Consider the following 17,497-nt stretch of genomic DNA (forward strand, 5'->3'; position numbering starts at 1 on the left):
GGGTCGGAGGACGTTCTTCCTTATGTGCCCGAGGACGAGCGGGTGACGTTCCGTCAAGGTCGGCCCCGGATACGGCCGCCATGGACCCCGCTCGGGTCCACGGCTGCCGGCCGGAAGCCGTCCCTCCCGGCCGGGGTCTTCACCTGGTTCAGCCCTGGGCGGCGATTTCCGCCAGCCGCCGCGCCTCGTCCCGCGTGGAGCGGGCGATCGCGTCCTCGTCGACGTGCAGCAGCCGGCCGTTCTCGACGACCGCCTCGCCGTTGACGAGCGACAGCGTGACCGGGGCCGCCGCGCCGAAGACCAGCGCGGTCACCGGGTCGGCGATGGAGGCGTGGGCGAGTGTGTCCAGCTTCCACAGCACGAGGTCGGCCAGCTTGCCGGGCTCCAGGGAGCCGATCTGGTCGGCGCGGCCGAGCACCTGGGCGCCGCCGTGGGTGCCGAGTCGCAGCGCCTGGCGGGCGTTCAGGGCGGCCTCGCGGTGGGCGCCGAGGCGGTTGATGAGCAGGGCGTTGCGCAGCTCGGTGTGGAGTTCGCCGGACTCGTTCGACGCGGTGCCGTCGACGCCGAGGCCGACCGGGACGCCGGCGGAGAGCATGTCCGGCACCCGGGCGATACCGGCTGCCAGGCGGGCGTTGGAGGAGGGGCAGTGGGCGACGCCGGTCTTCGTCCGGGCGAAGGCGGCGATGTCGGAGTCGTTCATGTGGACGCAGTGCGCCATCCACACGTCCTCGCCGAGCCAGCCGGTCGACTCGAAGTAGTCGGTCGGGCCCATGCCGAACAGCTCGTGACAGAACTTCTCCTCCTCCACGGTCTCCGAGCCGTGGGTGTGCAGGCGCACGCCGAGCCGGCGGGCCAGTACGGCGCCCTGACGCAGGAGGTCGGTGGAGACGGAGAACGGGGAGCAGGGCGCGACGGCGACCTGGGTCATGGCGTCGAAGGAGGCGTCGTGGTGCTGCCTGACGGTCTCCTCGGTCGCGGCGAGCGCGCCGTCGAGGGTCTCGACCGCGAAGTCCGGGGGCAGGCCGCCGTCCTTCTCGCTGCGGTCCATCGAGCCGCGGGCGAGGGTGAAGCGGACGCCGGTCTCGCGGGCGGCGCGGATGATGGAGCCGGACAGGTCGCCGGAGCCCCGCGGGAAGACGTAGTGGTGGTCCATCGCCGTGGTGACGCCACCGCGGGCCATCATGGCGAGCGAGCCCTGTGCGGCCGCGTAGGTCATCTGCTCGTCGATGCGCGCCCAGACCGGGTACAGGGCGACGAGCCAGTCGAAGAGGTTGTGGTCCGTGGCCAGGCCCCGGGTGATCCACTGGTAGAAGTGGTGGTGGGTGTTGACCAGACCGGGGGTCACGAGGTGGCCGGAGGCGTCGATACGGCGTACGACGTTCTCCAGGCCCTCGGGGGCCTTGCCCGAGCCGAGCGCCTCGATGCGGTTGCCGGCGACGACGACGTGTCCGGAGGCGTACTCGGTGTCGTCGGCGTCGACGGTCGCGATCGCACAGTTCTCGATGACGATGCGCCGGGCTGCTGCCATGGTTCGTCCTTTCCGCTCAGCGGACTTTGCTGGAGTGGGCACGGCAGGACCCTGGGATTTTGAGTACCGCGGCCGGGGAGCCGGACATCTGCGTCTCCGCCGGCCGCGGGTGCCGAAAGGGGGTCGATCAGAGGTTGGTGAGGTCCGTCGGGATCCTCGCCTCGCAGCCGTCCCTCAGGACGGTGGCCTCGATCAGGCCGTAGGGACGGTCGGCGGCGAAGTACACCTCGTTGTCGTTCTTCAGCCCGAACGGCTCCAGGTCCACGAGGAAGTGGTGCTTGTTCGGGAGGCTGAAGCGGACCTCGTCGATCTCGCTGCGGTTGTTGATGATGCGGGAGCCCATCTGGTACAGCGTCTGCTGCAGCGACAGCGAGTACGTCTCGGCGAAGGCCTGGAGCATGTGCTTCCTGGTCTGCTCGTAGGACTTCTCCCAGTTGGGCATCTTCTGCTCGTCGTCGCTCCAGTTGAACCGCCAGCGGCTGGAGACCTGGGTGGCCAGGATGCGGTCGTAGGCCTCAGGGAGCGTCGTGTACTTGTCCTTGACGAAGCCCCAGAACTCGGAGTTGGTCGAGTTCATCACGACCAGGTCCTTCAGGCCCGAGACGACCTCCCACGACGAGCCGTCGTAGGTGATCTGCGTCAGCCGGGTCTCCTGGCCCTGGCGGACGAAGGAGTGCTTGACCTCGTCCGCGCCGATGAACTTGGAGTTGGCGTCGGAGGTCGCGATCCGCTCCCAGGTGTACTCCTCGATGCGGATCCGGGCCCGGTGGATCGGTTCCTGCGAGGTGACGAAGTGGCGGGCGAGGTGGATGCCGAACTGCTCGGCGGACTCGATCCCGTACTCCTTGGCGAACGCGAACACCGTGTTCTTGGTGGTGTCGGTCGGCAGCACGTGGGCGTTGGAGCCCGAGTAGTGGACCTCGTCCATGTCGCCGCTCAGGGCGACCGAGACGTTCAGGTCCTTGATGTGGTGGGTGGCGCCGTCCCGCGTGATCTTCACGACTCGGTTCTCGGCCTTGCCGTACTGGTTCTGTCCCAGGATCACAGGGTGGGCAGGGCGGGAATTGAGTGCCATGTCTGCTAGCTCCCTCGGTAAACGGAGTAGCCGAACGGGTTGAGCAGCAGCGGTACGTGGTAGTGCTCGCCCGGCACGACGGCGAACGTGATCGCCACCTCCGGGAAGAACACCCCAGGTCCGCTGTCCCGATTCGCGGGGGCGTCCTGCTGCGCATCGGCTTGCTTCTTCTCGAAGTACGACTCGACGGCGAAGTCGAGCCGGACGTGGGTCGTCCCCTCCGGCGGGGCCGGAAGGTCCTTGCACCGGCCGTCGGCATCGGTCGCGGAACCGCCGAGCGCCTTCCAGTCCGCCGCGCGCCCGGCACGGGCGGAGAGCCGGACGGCGACGCCCTCGGCGGGGCGGCCGACGGAGGTGTCCAGGATGTGGGTGGACACGGAGGCGGTGGTGCTGGTGCTCATGGTGTCAGGCGTCCTCTTCGACGAGTCGGGCCAGTCGGATGCGGTTGATCTTCCCCAGCTCGGTGCGGACGATCTCCCGCTCCTGCTCCGGCGAGTGCCCGATGCGCTCCTTGACCGCGTCGCGCATCTGCTCGCCGGTGCGGCCGGTGGCGCAGATCAGGAAGACATGGCCGAACTTCTCCTGGTAAGCCAGGTTCAGTTCCAGCATCTCCTCCTTGAGCTGCTCGGAGGCGCCGGCCATGCCGCGCTGTTCCCGGGCCGAGACCGGGTCGCCCGGCTTGGGGCGGCCGATCGGCGGGTGTCCGGCCATCGCCTCGTCGAGGTCCCCGGCCGTCAGCTCGGCGGTCGCGGCGTCACCGGCGGCGTAGAGGTCCTCGGTGGTGGCGTAGGGACGGGCGGCGAGGAGCCGGTTCGCCCAGACCGTGGAAGCACACGCCTCGCGCAGCGCGGTGAGGGCCGCGTGCTCCTCCAGGGCGTTGAAGCGGGCCAGGCCCGGCGGCGTGGAAGTGGACGTCACGGGAGCCTCCGTGGCCGTGTCGGCCTTCGTACTGAACGGGCTGCGGACAGCTAACGCCCTCCGGAACAACACGTCAACAGTTTGTTGAAAATTCGGCGCAACAAAAACCGCCGTCCCCGCACTGCACGGGACGGCGGTCGCACACCGGAGGCGAAGCCCTGGTCAGGACTCCTTGTCGCGGTTCAGGTAGTTGTAGACGGTGAACCGGCTGACGCCGAGCGCGCCCGCCACCGTCTCCACGCCGTGCCGCACCGAGAAGGCACCCCGCGCCTCCAGTATGCGCACCACCTCCTGTTTGGACCTGCGGTCCAGCTCGGACAGCGGCTTGCCCTGCCGGCGCTCCATGGCCGCGAGGATGTGGTCGAGGGAGTCGGCGAGCTGAGGCAGCCGGACGCCGACCACGTCGACACCCTCCCAGGCCAGCACGACGTCGTCGGCGCTCGCCTCGTCCGGGGCGATCAGCACGCCGCCCATGGCGTCGACCAGTGGCTTCACCGCGGCGATGAAGGACTCGTTGCCGGTCACTTATCACCCTCCCCGACCACGTTGACCTGGAGCGAGACACGGGTGGCGCCCGCCTGCAGGGCCCTGCGCAGCAAGGCGCCCACGGCGGTCAGCACCTCGTCGGCTCCGCCCTCGGCGGTGTTGCCGAAGGGACCGACGTCCACGGCGTCCAGCTCGGCCGCCTCGACGACCTCGCGGGCCACCAGCGCGTGCGCGGGTGCCTCGTCGAGATCGAAGGGTTCGGTCGTGAATTCCACTCTCAGTCGCACGCGCTCAACCTAACGCGCCCCACCGCCATCCGGGCAGCCCGTGCCGGCATCGGATCCCGCTACGGACCGCCGGATCGGAGGGAGGCGTTTTTCGCCGGTCGGTCTTGACAGCCCTCGCCCACCGCGGGCAGTCTTCCGATAAGCAGAAAGCAACTTCCGCGATACGGAAATAGTCCAGCAGGAAGGGAGCGCCGACCCCGATGGGATTCGCAGACCAGCGCTTCAACGTCAACCTGTCGATCCTCTTCACGGAACTCCCGCTCCTGGAGCGCCCGGCCGCGGCTGCCGCGGCCGGCTTCACCGCGGTCGAGCTGTGGTGGCCCTGGGTCGACTCCCCCACCCCCGAGCGGTCCGAGCTCGACGCCCTGAAGCGGGCGATCGAGGCGGCGGGCGTCCAGCTCACCGGCCTCAACTTCTACGCGGGCAAGCTCCCCGGCCCCGACCGCGGCGCCCTGTCGGTCCCCGGTGAGGAGTCGGAGCGGTTCCGCGCGAACATCGACGTGGCCGCCGACCTCGCCGCGTCGCTCGGCTGCAAGGCACTGAACGCGCTCTACGGCAACCGCGTGGAGGGCGTCGACCCGGCCGAGCAGGACGCGCTCGCCGTGGAGAACCTGGTCCTCGCAGCCCACGCCGCCGACCGGATCGGCGCGATCCTGCTGCTCGAGGCCCTCAACAAGCCCGAGTCGCCGCTGTACCCGCTGGTGTCGGCACCGGCCGCGATCGGCATCGTCGACAAGGTCAACCAGGCCTCCGGCCTCGGCAACGCCCGGTTCCTGATGGACCTCTACCACCTGTCGATGAACGGCGAGGACCTGCCGCAGGCGATCACCGCGTACGCCGAGAAGACCGGCCATGTGCAGATCGCCGACAACCCGGGCCGGGGCGCGCCGGGCACGGGCGCGCTGCCGCTCGAGGACCTCCTCGACCAACTCGCCAAGGCCGGTTACGACGGCTGGGTCGGTCTGGAGTACAAGCCGGGCGACCGGCCGAGCGCCGAGGCCTTCGCGTGGCTGCCGGCCGGGGCCCGCGCCGCGCGCTGACCCGATGCCCTGACCTGGCGTCACATCATCGACGAATCGCAGCAGTTCAGAGAGGCACCCCAAAATGAGCACCCTTCCCAAGATCGCCTGGATCGGCCTCGGCATCATGGGCTCCCCCATGTCGGAGAACCTGATCAAGGCCGGCTACGACGTCACCGGCTTCACGCTGGAGAAGGAGAAGCTGGACCGGCTGGCCGCCGCCGGCGGCTCCGCCGCCCCCTCGATCGCCGAGGCCGTCCGCGACGCCGACGTGGTCATCACCATGGTGCCCGCGTCCCCGCAGGTCGAGGCCGTCGCGTACGGCCCGGACGGCATCCTGGAGAACGCGAAGCAGGGCGCCCTGCTGATCGACATGTCCTCGATCACCCCGCAGACCTCCGTGGACCTGGCCGCCGCCGCCCGCGACAAGGGCGTCCGGGTGCTGGACGCCCCGGTGTCCGGCGGTGAGGCCGGCGCCGTCGAGGCCGTGCTGTCCATCATGATCGGCGGCGAGCAGGCCGACTTCGACCAGGCCAAGCCGATCTTCGAGGCGCTGGGCAGGACCATCGTGCTGTGCGGTCCGCACGGCTCCGGGCAGACCGTGAAGGCGGCCAACCAGCTGATCGTCGCCGTGAACATCCAGGCCTGCGCCGAGGCCGTGGTCTTCCTGGAGAAGTCCGGCGTGGACCTGAAGGCGGCGCTGGACGTCCTCAACGGCGGGCTGGCCGGCTCGACCGTGCTGACCCGGAAGAAGGACAACTTCCTGAACCGGGACTTCAAGCCGGGCTTCCGGATCGACCTGCACCACAAGGACATGGGCATCGTCACCGACGCGGCCCGCAACGTCGGGGCGGCGCTGCCGGTCGGCGCCGTGGTCGCCCAGCTGGTGGCCTCCCTGCGCACGCAGGGCGACGGCGGCCTGGACCACTCCGCGCTGCTGAGGGCCGTGGAGCGCCTGTCCGGCGCCCAGGCCTGATCCCTTCGATACTTCCGGGCGGCGCCGCCGCTGACACCTGTCCTGTCGCGCCCAGGCGGTGGCGTCGCCCGGAACCCCCCTCGACTTCAACAAACTGTTGACGTCGCGATCGGAACCTAGGCTCCACGAAGCGGATGCTCCACGAAGTGGAAGTCTTTTTCCGCTGCCCATCGTACGGAAGGTCACCATGTCGAAGCGCGTGCTCACCACCGAGTCCGGCGCCCCGGTCGCCGACAACCAGAACTCCGCCTCCGCCGGCGTCGGCGGTCCGCTCCTGCTCCAGGACCAGCACCTGCTGGAGAAGCTGGCGCGCTTCAACCGCGAGCGCATCCCGGAGCGCGTGGTGCACGCCCGCGGCTCGGGCGCGTACGGCTACTTCGAGGTGACCGACGACGTCACCGGCTTCACCCACGCCGACTTCCTGAGCGCCGTCGGCAGGCGCACCGAGACGTTCGTGCGCTTCTCGACCGTGGCGGACTCGCTGGGCGGCGCGGACGCGGTGCGCGACCCGCGCGGCTTCGCCGTCAAGTTCTACACGGAAGAGGGCAATTACGACCTCGTCGGGAACAACACTCCGGTCTTCTTCATCAAGGACCCCATCAAGTTCCCCGACTTCATCCACTCGCAGAAGCGCGACCCGTTCACCGGCCGCCAGGAGCCGGACAACGTCTGGGACTTCTGGGCGCACGCCCCCGAGGCCACCCACCAGGTGACCTGGCTGATGGGCGACCGCGGCATCCCGGCCTCCTACCGCCACATGAACGGCTACGGCTCGCACACCTACCAGTGGACCAACGCCGACGGCGAGGCCTTCTTCGTCAAGTACCACTTCAAGACGAACCAGGGCATCCGCTGCCTGAGCACCGAGCAGGCCGCCGAGACCGCGGGCAAGGACGCGAGCTCGCACCAGACGGACCTGCTCCAGGCCATCGAGCGGGGCGTCAACCCGTCGTGGACCCTGTACGTGCAGGTCATGCCGGCCGCCGAGGCGGCGGACTACCGCTTCAACCCGTTCGACCTGACCAAGGTCTGGCCGCACAGGGACCACCCGCTGCAGCGCGTGGGGCGCCTGGTCCTGGACCGCAACCCGGACAACGTCTTCGCCGAGGTCGAGCAGGCCGCGTTCTCCCCGAACAACTTCGTGCCGGGGATCGGCCCCTCCCCCGACAAGATGCTCCAGGGCCGCCTGTTCGCCTACGCGGACGCGCACCGCTACCGCCTGGGCGTCAACCACACGTCGCTCGCGGTCAACGCCCCGAAGGCGACCACCGCGCAGAACTACGGCCGCGACGGCTTCATGGCGAGCAACGCCCAGGGCCGGCACGCCAAGAACTACGAGCCGAACTCGTACGACGGCCCGGTCGAGACCGGCCGCCCCCTGTCGGCCCCGCTGGCGGTGTCCGGCCACACCGGCACCCATGTGGCGCCGCTGCACACCAAGGACGACGACTTCGTCCAGGCGGGCGAGCTGTACCGCCTGATGTCCGCCGAGGAGAAGTCCCGGCTGATCGCCAACATCGCCGGCAGCCTCTCGCAGGTCTCCCGCGACGACGTGATCGAGAAGAACCTGGCCCACTTCCACGCCGCCGACCCCGAGTACGGCAAGCGCGTGGAGGAGGCGGTCCGCGCCCTGCGCGAGGACTGAACCCAAGGGCTGCGTCCGGATCTTGACGGGAGGTCGGGAGTCCGGACGCACCGCCCGCCAGGCCACCGGCGACCCGGATGAGGGGTGGTCGACCGGCGGCCGGGCGGGCACGGCGAGGACCGCGGCGGCGCGCGAGCCAGTGCGGTGGTGAAGGTCCCGGAGCTCCTTCTTCGACCTGAGGGGAAGGAACCCGGTACTGTCGCCGGCCGCCGCGGTCCCCACCGCACAGACTCCGTCCGGCGGCGCGAATGTCCTGTCGCGCCCAGCCTCGCACCGCCGGACGGCCACACCTCACCGGCCGGGAAGCGCCGGGCACGGGGGTGCGAAACCGCTCCGGCCGCAGCACCCTGAAGGCATGGCACATCCACCGGAGCACCCGCACGTGGTGGTGCATCCGCCGGCCCTGGACGGCTCGCGGCGGGTCACCGAGGGCGACGAGACACTGGGCGTCGCCACGCACCTGGACGACGTCGGCGAGATCCTGCGGCTCGCCGACCTCTATGTGACCGACGTCGAGGACACCGACTTCATCGAGTGGCAGGGCGGCGGCCCGGAGGACTGGCCCGGACTGTCGGAGCATCACGAGCACCACTAGCACCATGAGCAGCAAAGCCGCCCCGCGAATCACAGACATCACGAGCAGCCGAGGCGGGCCGGCCGCGCGTACGTAAGGGGACGTACGCCGGGTACGGCTCCCTCAAATCCAGCTCTGAAGGCGTCCCGGCATGCTTCGAGTGCGCCCTGGGGCGGGCACATACTCCTCACACGCCGGGGCCCGCCGGCACGGGGGCGGCGGGCCCCGGCTCACGGGGGTGGGTTGTGAAGAGCCACGAAGCGCGCACGGAGCGGCTGGGGCCGCACGAGGTCGGCCTGCTGCGGGGCGGCCCACGGGGCGCGGTCACGGTCGCCGTGCTGGGCCTGCATCTGCGGGGCCTCGTCGAGGCGGGACGGCCCGGCACCCTGCGCCGGGCGGCCGCGTTCCCCCCACCCGACCATCCGCTGGAGAAGGCGGTCCGCGTCGGGCTCCACCGCCCCGCCGGCATCAGGGAGTTACCCACTCGCGCGGCCGTGCGCCTCGTCCTCGCCCGGATGCGCGGCGACCTCACCGCGGACGGGCTGCTGCGCTCGGGGCTGCCCGGCCCGACCCGCGCCGGACGCCGGTACCTCACCTCGCTGCGCGCCCGGCACCCGCTTCCCACCGCCCCGGACGCCCTCACCGACGAGGAGATGCTCCTCGCGGTCGCCCTCCACGGCGGCCGGGCCCTGACGGCGCTCGTACCGCACTTCACCCGCGCCTCGGGGCTGGCCGGTCGTGGCGCCCTCGCGGACGAGGGACGCTTCCCGTTCGGCCGGGGCAACGACCTGCGCCGCACCTTCGGCGCCGAGGAGGACCACACGCCCGGCGACGGCCGGTCCGGCGGCCACCACGGCGGAGGCGGGGGCCACGGGTGCGGTGGTGGCGGCGGAGGCGGGGACTGAGCCACGGCAGGACGACAGGGCGGCCCACCCTCGGGTGAGCCGCCCTCGGCGGCCGTCCTCGACTCTCCCTCACGGGACGGACCGCGGGTCAGACCTTCAGCGTCCTGATCGACGTCGGCGCGTGCCCGGGCTCCGTCGCGAGTTCCTCGAACTCCACGACGTTGCCGATGTCGTTCGTGCCGGACATGGAGATGTTGGTGATCCGCTCCAGGATCGCCTCGACCACCACCGGCACCCGGAACTCGGCGGCGAGCTTCTTGGCCTGCTCGAAGGCCGCGCCCAGCTCGCTGGGGTCGGTCACCCGGATCGCCTTGCAGCCGAGGCCTTCGGCGACCTTGACGTGGTCGACGCCGTAGACGCCGAGTTCGGGCGAGTTGAGGTTCTCGAACTCCAGGTTGACCTGGAAGTCGATCTCGAAGGCCCGCTGCGCCTGGCGGATCAGGCCCAGGTAGGAGTTGTTGACCAGGACGTGCACGTACGGGATGCGGTGCTGGGCGCCGACCGCCAGCTCCTCGATCATGAACTGGAAGTCGTAGTCGCCGGAGAGGGCGACCACGGAAGCCTCCGGGTCTGCCTTGGCGACGCCGAGCGCCGCCGGGATGGTCCAGCCGAGGGGGCCCGCCTGGCCGCAGTTGATCCAGTGCCGCGGGCGGTAGACGTGGAGCATCTGGGCGCCGGCGATCTGCGAGAGGCCGATGGTGGTGACGTACCGCGTCTCCGGGCCGAAGGCCTTGTTCATCTCCTCGTACACGCGTTGCGGCTTCATCGGGATGTTGTCGAAGTGGGTACGCCGCTGGAGGGTGGCCTTCTTCTCCTGCGCGGCGGCGGACCAGGCGGAGCGGTCGGGCAGCTTGCCGGCCGCCTTCAGCTCCCGGGCCACCTCGACGAACAGCTCCAGCGCGGCCTTGGCGTCGGAGGCGATGCCGTAGTCGGGCGCGAAGATCTTGCCGATCTGGGTCGGCTCGATGTCGACGTGCACGAACTTCCGGCCGGCGGTGTAGACGTCGATCCTGCCGGTGTGGCGGTTGGCCCAGCGGTTGCCGATGCCGAGGACGAAGTCGGACTCCAGGAACGTCGCGTTGCCGTAGCGGTGCGAGGTCTGCAGGCCGACCATGCCGGCGTTCAGCTCGTGGTCGTCCGGGACGGTGCCCCAGCCCATCAGGGTGGGCACGACCGGAGTGCCGGTCAGCTCGGCGAACTCGACGAGGAGTTCGGCGGCGTCGGCGTTGATGACGCCGCCGCCGGCCACGATCAGCGGGCGCTCGGAGGCGTTCAGCATCCCGAGCGCCTTCTCGATCTGGGCGCGGGAGGCGGCCGGCTTGTAGACCGGCAGCGGCTCGTACGTCTCCGGGTCGAACTCGATCTCGGTGAGCTGGACGTCGATCGGCAGGTCGATGAGGACCGGGCCCGGACGGCCGGAGCGCATCAGGTGGAACGCCTGCTGGAAGACGCCCGGGACCTGGGCGGCCTCCAGGACGGTGACCGCCATCTTTGTCACCGTCTTGGCGATGGAGGCGATGTCGACGGCCTGGAAGTCCTCTTTGTGGATCACCGCGGTCGGCGCCTGGCCGGTGATGCACAGGATCGGGATCGAGTCGCCGGTCGCGGAGTACAGGCCGGTGATCATGTCGGTGCCGGCCGGGCCGGAGGTGCCGATGCACACGCCGATGTTGCCGGGATGGGTACGGGTGTAGCCCTCGGCCATGTGCGAGGCGCCCTCGACGTGGCGGGCGAGGGTGTGGCTGATGCCGCCGGACGCCTTGAGTGCCGCGTAGAACGGGTTGATCGCCGCGCCCGGCACCCCGAACGCGTCCGTGACGCCCTCGCGCCTGAGGATCTCGACTGCCGCGCGGGCAGCGGTCATACGAGCCATTGAGTACTCCTGCTTCGGCTGTCGGATGCGTACTCCCGTCGCGCCCCGCCGGTGAGCACTTCCGTATAGCGGAAAGTAACTTCTACGATCTGGAAGCAATGTAAGGCTCAGTGCCAAATGCCGTCAAGGGACGGACAGGCGGGGGAAGACAGGAGCACCATGTGGCCATGCCCGAGAGCCTGCCGGTGCGCTGCCCGGCCTGCCGGCGCGAGCACCTCTACACCGCGCCGTCCTACCCCTGCGCCTGCGGCGCCCCCGCCGGCCCGGCGCCGGACCCGCACGCCGCGCCGGAGCACGTCGCGCACCGCAGCTGGGACGAGGAGTGGGTCGAGGTCGCTTGCGCCCCGTGTGGCCGGCGCAACCAGTGGCCGCGCCCGGAGCTGGGCTGCCCCTGCGGAGCGGTGCTGCGCCTGCCGGTGGCGGTCCCGGGCGCCGGCCCCCGGCCGGCGGTCGCCCTGCGCACCGCCCGCGACGCGGTCACGGCCGCCGCCCTCTATCTGCACCGGCTCGGCCACCGCGACCTGCGCCGCGCCGACCAGCGGCCCCCGTCCGGGATAGGGCTCTCGGCCGACGGCCTGCTGGCCCAGGTCGACCCCTCCGAACGCCCGGCGACGGTACGGGACGTGGAGTGCCTGTGGCTCATGGCCATGTCGGAGTCCGTGCGCTGCGTGTACTTCTCGCTCTCCGGATACGCCGTCGAGGCCCGCGCCCGCGCCGACACCCTCGGCGTCCCGTTGTTCGCCGTGGACGACCCCACCGGCCCCCCGCGCCCGGTGAACCAGCCCGCCGACGCCCTGCACGCCACCCTGGACTGAGCCGGCGCACGCGCTAGGGCGGAGACGAGGGTGGCGATCATCGCGCCGATGCCGTCGGGTTCACCGACCCGGCCCAGCGCGGTCTTCGCGGCGAGGGCCGGGACGACCCCGGGGAACCGGGTGAAGGCGTCGTCGGCGAGGCGGGTGCGGGTCGCGCCGGGCGAGATCGCGTTGACCCGGATGCCGCGGCCGCCGAACTCCTTGGGATGTACCGGGTCAGCACCGCCGTCCGTCATCAGGGGCAGCAGCCGCTGTGTCAGGAAGTACGGGGAGTACCACCGTCAGTTCGGCGCGCCACCCAGCTAGGACGCCGCCCGGCTGCGGCACGAGGCACGCACTTTATGCTGGAAGATCCCGGCCGGCTCAAGCGCATGGCCGATTGCAGGTGTCCAACAGCCCGGGGCAACCGCTGAAGACGGGCTCCATGGGCCGTCCGAGCCCCGGTTACCACGTGACGCAGGGAGCTACTCGAAGCGCTCCTCACGAAGGCGCGTACGGGCTGCGCATGGAGTGACCTGCCGTACGGCAACGTTGGTGCCCGAGCTGACGGACACCGCCTGGAAGGCCGTGGAGCCGGTCCTGACGGCCCGCAAGGGCCGCAAGGGCCGCAAGGGCCGCAAGGCCAGCAACAGATCGCGCTCGACCTGTCCGCCCGCCCGGTCGGCCTGATGACCGGCTACCACGGCGACGCGGACCGTACGGCGGGGAGGCGATGACGGGCGGCTACTACCGCACCGGCGACATCGGCTCCCGTGACGAGGACGGATACATCACCACTGGATCCGGCGACCGGTGCGCCGGGTGCCGCCGAGGGCGAAGGCGATCAGCTCGTCTTCGGCCCTGTCCTGGGCCTTGCGCATCCGCGAGCGCCCGTCGTCGCTCGTGTTGTCGTAGCCGCCCTTGACGACCGCGACGTAAGCCGGCCGGGGCCGCGTAGGCGTCCTCGTAGCGCAGCCAGCCCTCGGGCGCGCCCCCGACAGCGATGCGCGTCCAGTCGCCCGGCACGTCCGACGCCGAAGCCCTGGAGACCTGGGTCTGGTCGGAGATCTGCCGCCAGAACTGCTCCGTCGCCGTCGTCATCTGTCCTCCTCGGTGCCGGACCGTCGCCGGGCGGCTCGCTCACGTCGTGTACCGCACGACCCAGGTGTCACCACCCCGCGACAGCGGTGTGTGCCGCGTGCCGAGGGTGCTCCTCCCACGCCGGGCCGCAGACACCCCGGCGGTCACGCATAGGCGGCCCTCGGTACGGGCAGACCATTCACCTGACCGTCGTCTGAATTTGCCCATGCATCCCTGTTGTTATTTCCCTCACCATCTCGGCGCTCCGGATTTCAATGAGTTGTTGCCTAGAATTTGGCCCGGACACGACACACGGAGGGAGCGGTGACCGTGCGACAGGACTTCAAGGAGCCTGCCAGAAGCCGCCCCGAGCTGGTCATCGGCCAGGAGCAACTGTTCACGGCGGCGCGTGAGCAGCTCGGCCGCGGGGGCAGCGTGCTGCTCCACGGGCCCGCGGGAATAGGAAAGTCGACCGTGCTGCGGGCATTGGCCGCGGATTACGCCGAGGCGGCACGGACCGTGCTGCGCTGCTCGGCGACGGAGTCCGAATCGCATCTGCCCTTCCTGGCCCTCGCCGACCTGCTCGGTCTGGTGCTGGACGAGGTGGCCGGCAAGCTGCCCGCCGCCCAGCGCACGGCGCTGGAGTCGGCGCTCACCGGCCGGGGCGAGTCCACCCTTCAGCGCGACGGCCTCGCGCTGCGCCTCGCCGTGCTGTCCGCGCTGCGCGCGCTCGCCGCCGAGGGTCCGGTCCTGATCGTCGCGGACGATGTGCAGTGGCTGGACTCGGCCAGCTCGGAGCTGCTCGGCTTCGCCGCCCGCCGTCTCGGCGACACGCCCGTGACGATGCTGTGCGCGGTACGGACCGACGGCCAGGAGTACGACCGCCACCTGCGCACCTCTCCCCCCAACACCCTCCCCGTCCGGCTGGGCCCGCTCTCCCGCGCCCAGGTCTCCAGCCTGCTCGACCACCGTGGCTACACCGGTCTGCCGCGTTCCACGGTCCGGGACATCCACCGCACCAGCGGCGGCAATCCGCTCTTCGCGCTGGAACTGGGCCGCGCCCTCGCCGAGAACCCGACGCCGCCGCGCCCCGGTGAGCCGCTGCCGGTGCCGACCTCGCTGCGGGCCCTCGTCCTCAGCCGGCTGGAGATGCTCTCCGCCCAAGCCCGGCACACGCTGCTCGTGGCCAGCGCGGGCGCCCGGCCCACGCTCTCCCTGCTGCACGCCGCCGGCCGGGAGAACGCCGAGGCCGAGACCGCCCGCGCGGCCGAACTCGGTCTGCTGGCCACGGAACCGGAGGGCCCCGCCGTACGCTTCGCGCATCCGCTGGTCTCGGCGGCGCTGTACGCGGAGGCGCCCGCGCACCAGCGGCGGGCCGCGCACGCCGCGCTGTCCACGGCGGCCTCCGATCCGATCGAGCGGGCCCGGCATCTGGCACTGGCGACGACCGGGACGGATCCGGAAGTGGCGGCGCGGCTCGCCGGGGCCGCCATGCTGGCCCGGGACCGTGGGGCGCCGTCGGTGGCCGCCTCCCTCGGGCTGCTCGCCGCACGGCACGCCCCGGCCGAGAGTGTGCCGGGGCCGGACGAGCGGCGGCTCCAGGCCGCCGAGGACGCGATCACCGCCGGTGAGGTGGACCTCGCCCGGGACATCGCGCGTGAGGTGCTCACCCGGGCCACGGCCGCGACGGAGCGGGTGCGGGCCTGGATGGTGGTGATCGAGGCGGCCGGACAGGCGCTCGGTGAGGTCGACGCCGTGTTCCCGCAGGCGCTCGCCGACGCGGGCGACGACCCGCGGCTGCTCGCCCTGGTCCACTACCAGCTCGCCTGGCGGGCGCTGGTCGTCGAGGGCGACTTCGCCGAGGGCCGCGAGGAGGCCGCGCACGCCGCGGACCTGGCGGCGCGGGCCGGCGACCGGCGTACCGAACTGCTGGCGCTCGCCTTCCAGGCCCAGGCCGAGACCCTGATGGGCCATCCGAACGCGCCCGCGACCATCAAGCGGGCGCTGAAGGAGCCTCAGGACCCGCAGGTGGCGTGTCACCACAACGGGGCCGGGTCCACCCGCTTCCGCTGGCTGCTGATGAGCGACCAGCTGCTGGACGCGCGCAACACGGTCACCGCCCTGCTGCGTGAGGTCCGGCGGCGCGGGATGGTCGAGAGCGAGGTGCACTTCCTGCGGCTGCTTGCCGAGACCGAACTGCGCTCCGGACACTGCGGCCGCGCCCTCGACCTGGCCCGCGAGAGCCTGCGGCTGGCCCGCGACTCCGGCATCGGCGAGGTGGCGTCCGCGATGCTCACCTCACTCGCCGAGGCATCCGGCGGCAGCGTGGACCAGGCGCTGACGCTGGCCCGGGAGGCGGTGCAGCACGCCGAGGAGGACGGCGACCAGATCTACGTCTCCCGCGCGCTGGCCGCCCTCGGATACGTCCAGCTGGTCGCCGGGGACGCGCAGGGCGCCGTCCGGTCGCTGCGCAGGGTGCGGGAGCTGGAGCACGGGCTCGGCGTCACCGACCCGGCGCGCGGCCGCTGGCACGGGGACCTCGCGGAGGCGCTGGTGCGGATCGGCGAGCTCGCGGAGGCCCAGGACGTCATCGACGTGACGCGCGAGCAGGCGCTGCGGCTGGGGCGGGAGAGCGTGCTGGCCGTGCTCGACCGGGCGGAGGCACTGGTGCGGGCGGCCGGCGGCGAACACAAGGCGGCGGTGGGCCAGTTGACGTCGGTGCGGGACCGGCTCGGCAAGCTGGGCTACGGGCTCGAGGAGGCGCGTGCCGCCTTCGAACTGGCACTGTTGCGGGCCGGGCACGGGCCGGGTCCGACGTCGTACGACGAGGCGGCGCGGCTGTTCCGGCGGTGCCGGGCGCTGCCCTGGCTGCGGCAGGTCGACGCGGCCGCGGCGGCGGGCGCGACGCCGGACCGGCAGCCGCCCCCGGCGCCCGCGACGGCCGTGCTGGAGGGGCTCGCCTCGATGGAGCGTCAGGTCGCGGAGCTGGTGATGGAGGGCGCGACCAACCGGGAGATAGCCGGGCGGCTGTTCATCAGCGTGAAGACGGTCGAGGCGACGCTCACCCGGGTCTACCGCAAGCTGGGGATCCGGTCCCGGGTGGACATCGTCCGACTCGCGGCGGGACGGCACGTCAAGTAGGGCCCTGCACAGGCCCCTACGCCACGGCTGCGCCGGACGAGGTGCACCGGACCGAGGGTTTTCCCTGCCCCGACTCCGCTAGGGGGTTCCCTCATTGGGACGTGCGGGTGCCCCGGCCTAGCTTGGGCTTGTGCCGCTCGCCGGGCACACGGGGGCCGGACCCGAGTCCCTCGTGCTCCACCCCCCACCCGCGCGACCCCCCACCGGCAACCCCCTTGAGGAGACTCATGTTCGGGCTCACCCGTGCGAGAACGACCGCCGCCCTCGTCGCGGCGACCGCCGCCGCCGCGACCGCGCTGTTCGCCTCCCCCGCCGCCGTCGCCGCCCCCCAGCCCATCGTCGGCGGTACGACCACCACCACGACCGCGTACCCGTTCATGATGCAGATCACGGACGCCTCGCAGAACCAGTTCTGCGGCGGGACCCTGGTCTCGCCGACGAAGGTCGTGACCGCCGCCCACTGCATGGTCGGTGAGACCACCGGCAGCGTTCGCGTCGTCGGCGGCCGCACGTACCTGAACGGCACCAACGGCACGGTGAGCCGGGTCAGCAAGATCTGGATCCACCCCAGCTACTCGGACGTCACCAACGGCGACGACGTGGCCGTCCTGACGCTGTCGACGTCGATGCCGTACACCACCGCGGGGTACGTCTCCTCCTCGCAGACCTCGGTGTACGCGGCCGGCACCACGGCCCGCGTCGTCGGCTGGGGCACCACCTCCCAGAACGGCAGCTCCTCCAACCAGCTGCGGACCGCGACCGTCCCGACCGTGTCCGACTCCAGCTGCCGCACCTCCTACGGCTCCGACTTCGTGGCAAGCGACATGGTGTGCGCCGGATACACCTCCGGCGGCGTCGACACCTGCCAGGGCGACAGCGGCGGTCCCCTGCTCATCGGGGGCGTCCTCGCCGGGGTCACCTCCTGGGGCGAGGGTTGCGCGCAGGCCGGGTACCCGGGCGTCTACACCCGGCTGACGACCTTCTCCCGCCTGGTGACGGCGCAGGTCAACTCGTAACACTCCGAAGAATTCCTGAGCACCCCTCAGGTGAGCAGGCCAGGGGGCGTTGCGGGCCTCCACGAGCGGCCCCCCCCGCGGTGTTTTTGACCCCCCTACCACCCGCGGAGTCGATGACGCCCCGCCCCAAATCCCCCCCGCCCCCCCCCCCCACCCCCGGGGGGACCCGGGCGTAAACCC

At 71.5% G+C, this 17,497-nt stretch carries 16 protein-coding genes and 1 pseudogene; 9 read left to right on the top strand and 8 right to left on the bottom strand.

Going from position 1 to position 17,497, the window contains the following annotated elements; translation table 11 throughout:
* Positions 1–148: 148 nt before the first annotated feature.
* The 6 genes from AB0O67_RS30490 to AB0O67_RS30515 form a co-directional block, all read right to left on the bottom strand.
* Positions 149–1,528, bottom strand: coding sequence for an 8-oxoguanine deaminase (locus AB0O67_RS30490; protein ID WP_365456956.1), 1,380 nt, complete (start codon positions 1,526–1,528; stop codon positions 149–151).
* Positions 1,529–1,655: 127 nt separating this feature from the next.
* Positions 1,656–2,603 (bottom strand): factor-independent urate hydroxylase, encoded by a 948-nt coding sequence (gene pucL, locus AB0O67_RS30495; RefSeq protein WP_365456959.1) that lies wholly within the window; start codon positions 2,601–2,603, stop codon positions 1,656–1,658.
* Between the two features lie 5 nt (positions 2,604–2,608).
* On the bottom strand, positions 2,609–3,004 hold the full coding sequence (gene uraH / locus AB0O67_RS30500; protein ID WP_365456962.1) for a hydroxyisourate hydrolase: 396 nt from the start codon (positions 3,002–3,004) through the stop codon (positions 2,609–2,611).
* Positions 3,005–3,008: 4 nt separating this feature from the next.
* Positions 3,009–3,521, bottom strand: coding sequence for a 2-oxo-4-hydroxy-4-carboxy-5-ureidoimidazoline decarboxylase (uraD, locus tag AB0O67_RS30505; RefSeq protein ID WP_365456965.1), 513 nt, complete (start codon positions 3,519–3,521; stop codon positions 3,009–3,011).
* Between the two features lie 162 nt (positions 3,522–3,683).
* Positions 3,684–4,046, bottom strand: a complete 363-nt coding sequence (locus AB0O67_RS30510; RefSeq protein WP_365456968.1) for a helix-turn-helix domain-containing protein — start codon at positions 4,044–4,046, stop codon at positions 3,684–3,686.
* On the bottom strand, positions 4,043–4,294 hold the full coding sequence (locus AB0O67_RS30515) for a thiamine-binding protein (protein WP_365456971.1): 252 nt from the start codon (positions 4,292–4,294) through the stop codon (positions 4,043–4,045). The genes AB0O67_RS30510 and AB0O67_RS30515 overlap by 4 nt, the downstream gene beginning before the upstream one ends.
* Before the next feature lie 200 nt (positions 4,295–4,494).
* Here AB0O67_RS30515 and AB0O67_RS30520 point away from each other — a divergent pair, with 200 nt between their 5' ends.
* The 5 genes from AB0O67_RS30520 (at position 4,495) to AB0O67_RS30540 (ending at position 9,413) form a co-directional block, all read left to right on the top strand.
* Positions 4,495–5,334 carry a TIM barrel protein gene (locus tag AB0O67_RS30520; protein WP_365456974.1) on the top strand — a complete coding sequence of 280 codons (840 nt, stop codon included), beginning with the start codon at positions 4,495–4,497 and terminating at the stop codon, positions 5,332–5,334.
* A 64-nt stretch (positions 5,335–5,398) separates the two neighbouring features.
* Positions 5,399–6,289, top strand: coding sequence for a 2-hydroxy-3-oxopropionate reductase (locus AB0O67_RS30525; RefSeq protein WP_365456977.1), 891 nt, complete (start codon positions 5,399–5,401; stop codon positions 6,287–6,289).
* A gap of 187 nt (positions 6,290–6,476) precedes the next feature.
* Positions 6,477–7,934 (top strand): catalase, encoded by a 1,458-nt coding sequence (locus tag AB0O67_RS30530; RefSeq protein WP_365456980.1) that lies wholly within the window; start codon positions 6,477–6,479, stop codon positions 7,932–7,934.
* 355 nt (positions 7,935–8,289) lie between these two features.
* Positions 8,290–8,529: a hypothetical protein gene (locus AB0O67_RS30535; protein ID WP_365456983.1), complete on the top strand. Its 240-nt coding sequence runs from the start codon at positions 8,290–8,292 to the stop codon at positions 8,527–8,529.
* A 224-nt stretch (positions 8,530–8,753) separates the two neighbouring features.
* On the top strand, positions 8,754–9,413 hold the full coding sequence (locus tag AB0O67_RS30540; protein WP_365456986.1) for a TIGR04222 domain-containing membrane protein: 660 nt from the start codon (positions 8,754–8,756) through the stop codon (positions 9,411–9,413).
* Between the two features lie 88 nt (positions 9,414–9,501).
* Here the strand turns inward: AB0O67_RS30540 and gcl are convergent, their stop codons facing one another.
* On the bottom strand, positions 9,502–11,286 hold the full coding sequence (gene gcl, locus AB0O67_RS30545) for a glyoxylate carboligase (protein WP_365456989.1): 1,785 nt from the start codon (positions 11,284–11,286) through the stop codon (positions 9,502–9,504).
* Between the two features lie 167 nt (positions 11,287–11,453).
* Here gcl and AB0O67_RS30550 point away from each other — a divergent pair, with 167 nt between their 5' ends.
* A complete protein-coding gene (locus AB0O67_RS30550; protein ID WP_365456992.1) occupies positions 11,454–12,101 on the top strand; it encodes a hypothetical protein in 648 nt (215 codons plus the stop codon).
* 20 nt (positions 12,102–12,121) lie between these two features.
* Here AB0O67_RS30550 and AB0O67_RS30555 read toward each other — a convergent pair.
* Positions 12,122–12,337, bottom strand: a pseudogene (locus AB0O67_RS30555) (SDR family oxidoreductase); the annotation flags it as partial.
* A gap of 298 nt (positions 12,338–12,635) precedes the next feature.
* Here AB0O67_RS30555 and AB0O67_RS30560 point away from each other — a divergent pair.
* The 3 genes from AB0O67_RS30560 to AB0O67_RS30570 all read left to right on the top strand — a co-directional run bounded on the left by AB0O67_RS30560 (position 12,636) and on the right by AB0O67_RS30570 (position 17,317).
* Positions 12,636–12,770, top strand: a complete 135-nt coding sequence (locus tag AB0O67_RS30560) for a hypothetical protein (protein ID WP_365456995.1) — start codon at positions 12,636–12,638, stop codon at positions 12,768–12,770.
* 714 nt (positions 12,771–13,484) lie between these two features.
* Positions 13,485–16,301 carry an AAA family ATPase gene (locus AB0O67_RS30565; protein WP_365456998.1) on the top strand — a complete coding sequence of 939 codons (2,817 nt, stop codon included), beginning with the start codon at positions 13,485–13,487 and terminating at the stop codon, positions 16,299–16,301.
* 227 nt (positions 16,302–16,528) lie between these two features.
* Entirely contained in the window at positions 16,529–17,317 is a 789-nt protein-coding gene (locus tag AB0O67_RS30570) for a serine protease (RefSeq protein ID WP_365457001.1), read from the top strand.
* Positions 17,318–17,497: the final 180 nt, after the last annotated feature.

Origin of the sequence: Streptomyces sp. NPDC086077 (assembly GCF_040686175.1) — a bacterium.
Classification (GTDB): Bacteria; Actinomycetota; Actinomycetes; order Streptomycetales; family Streptomycetaceae; genus Streptomyces.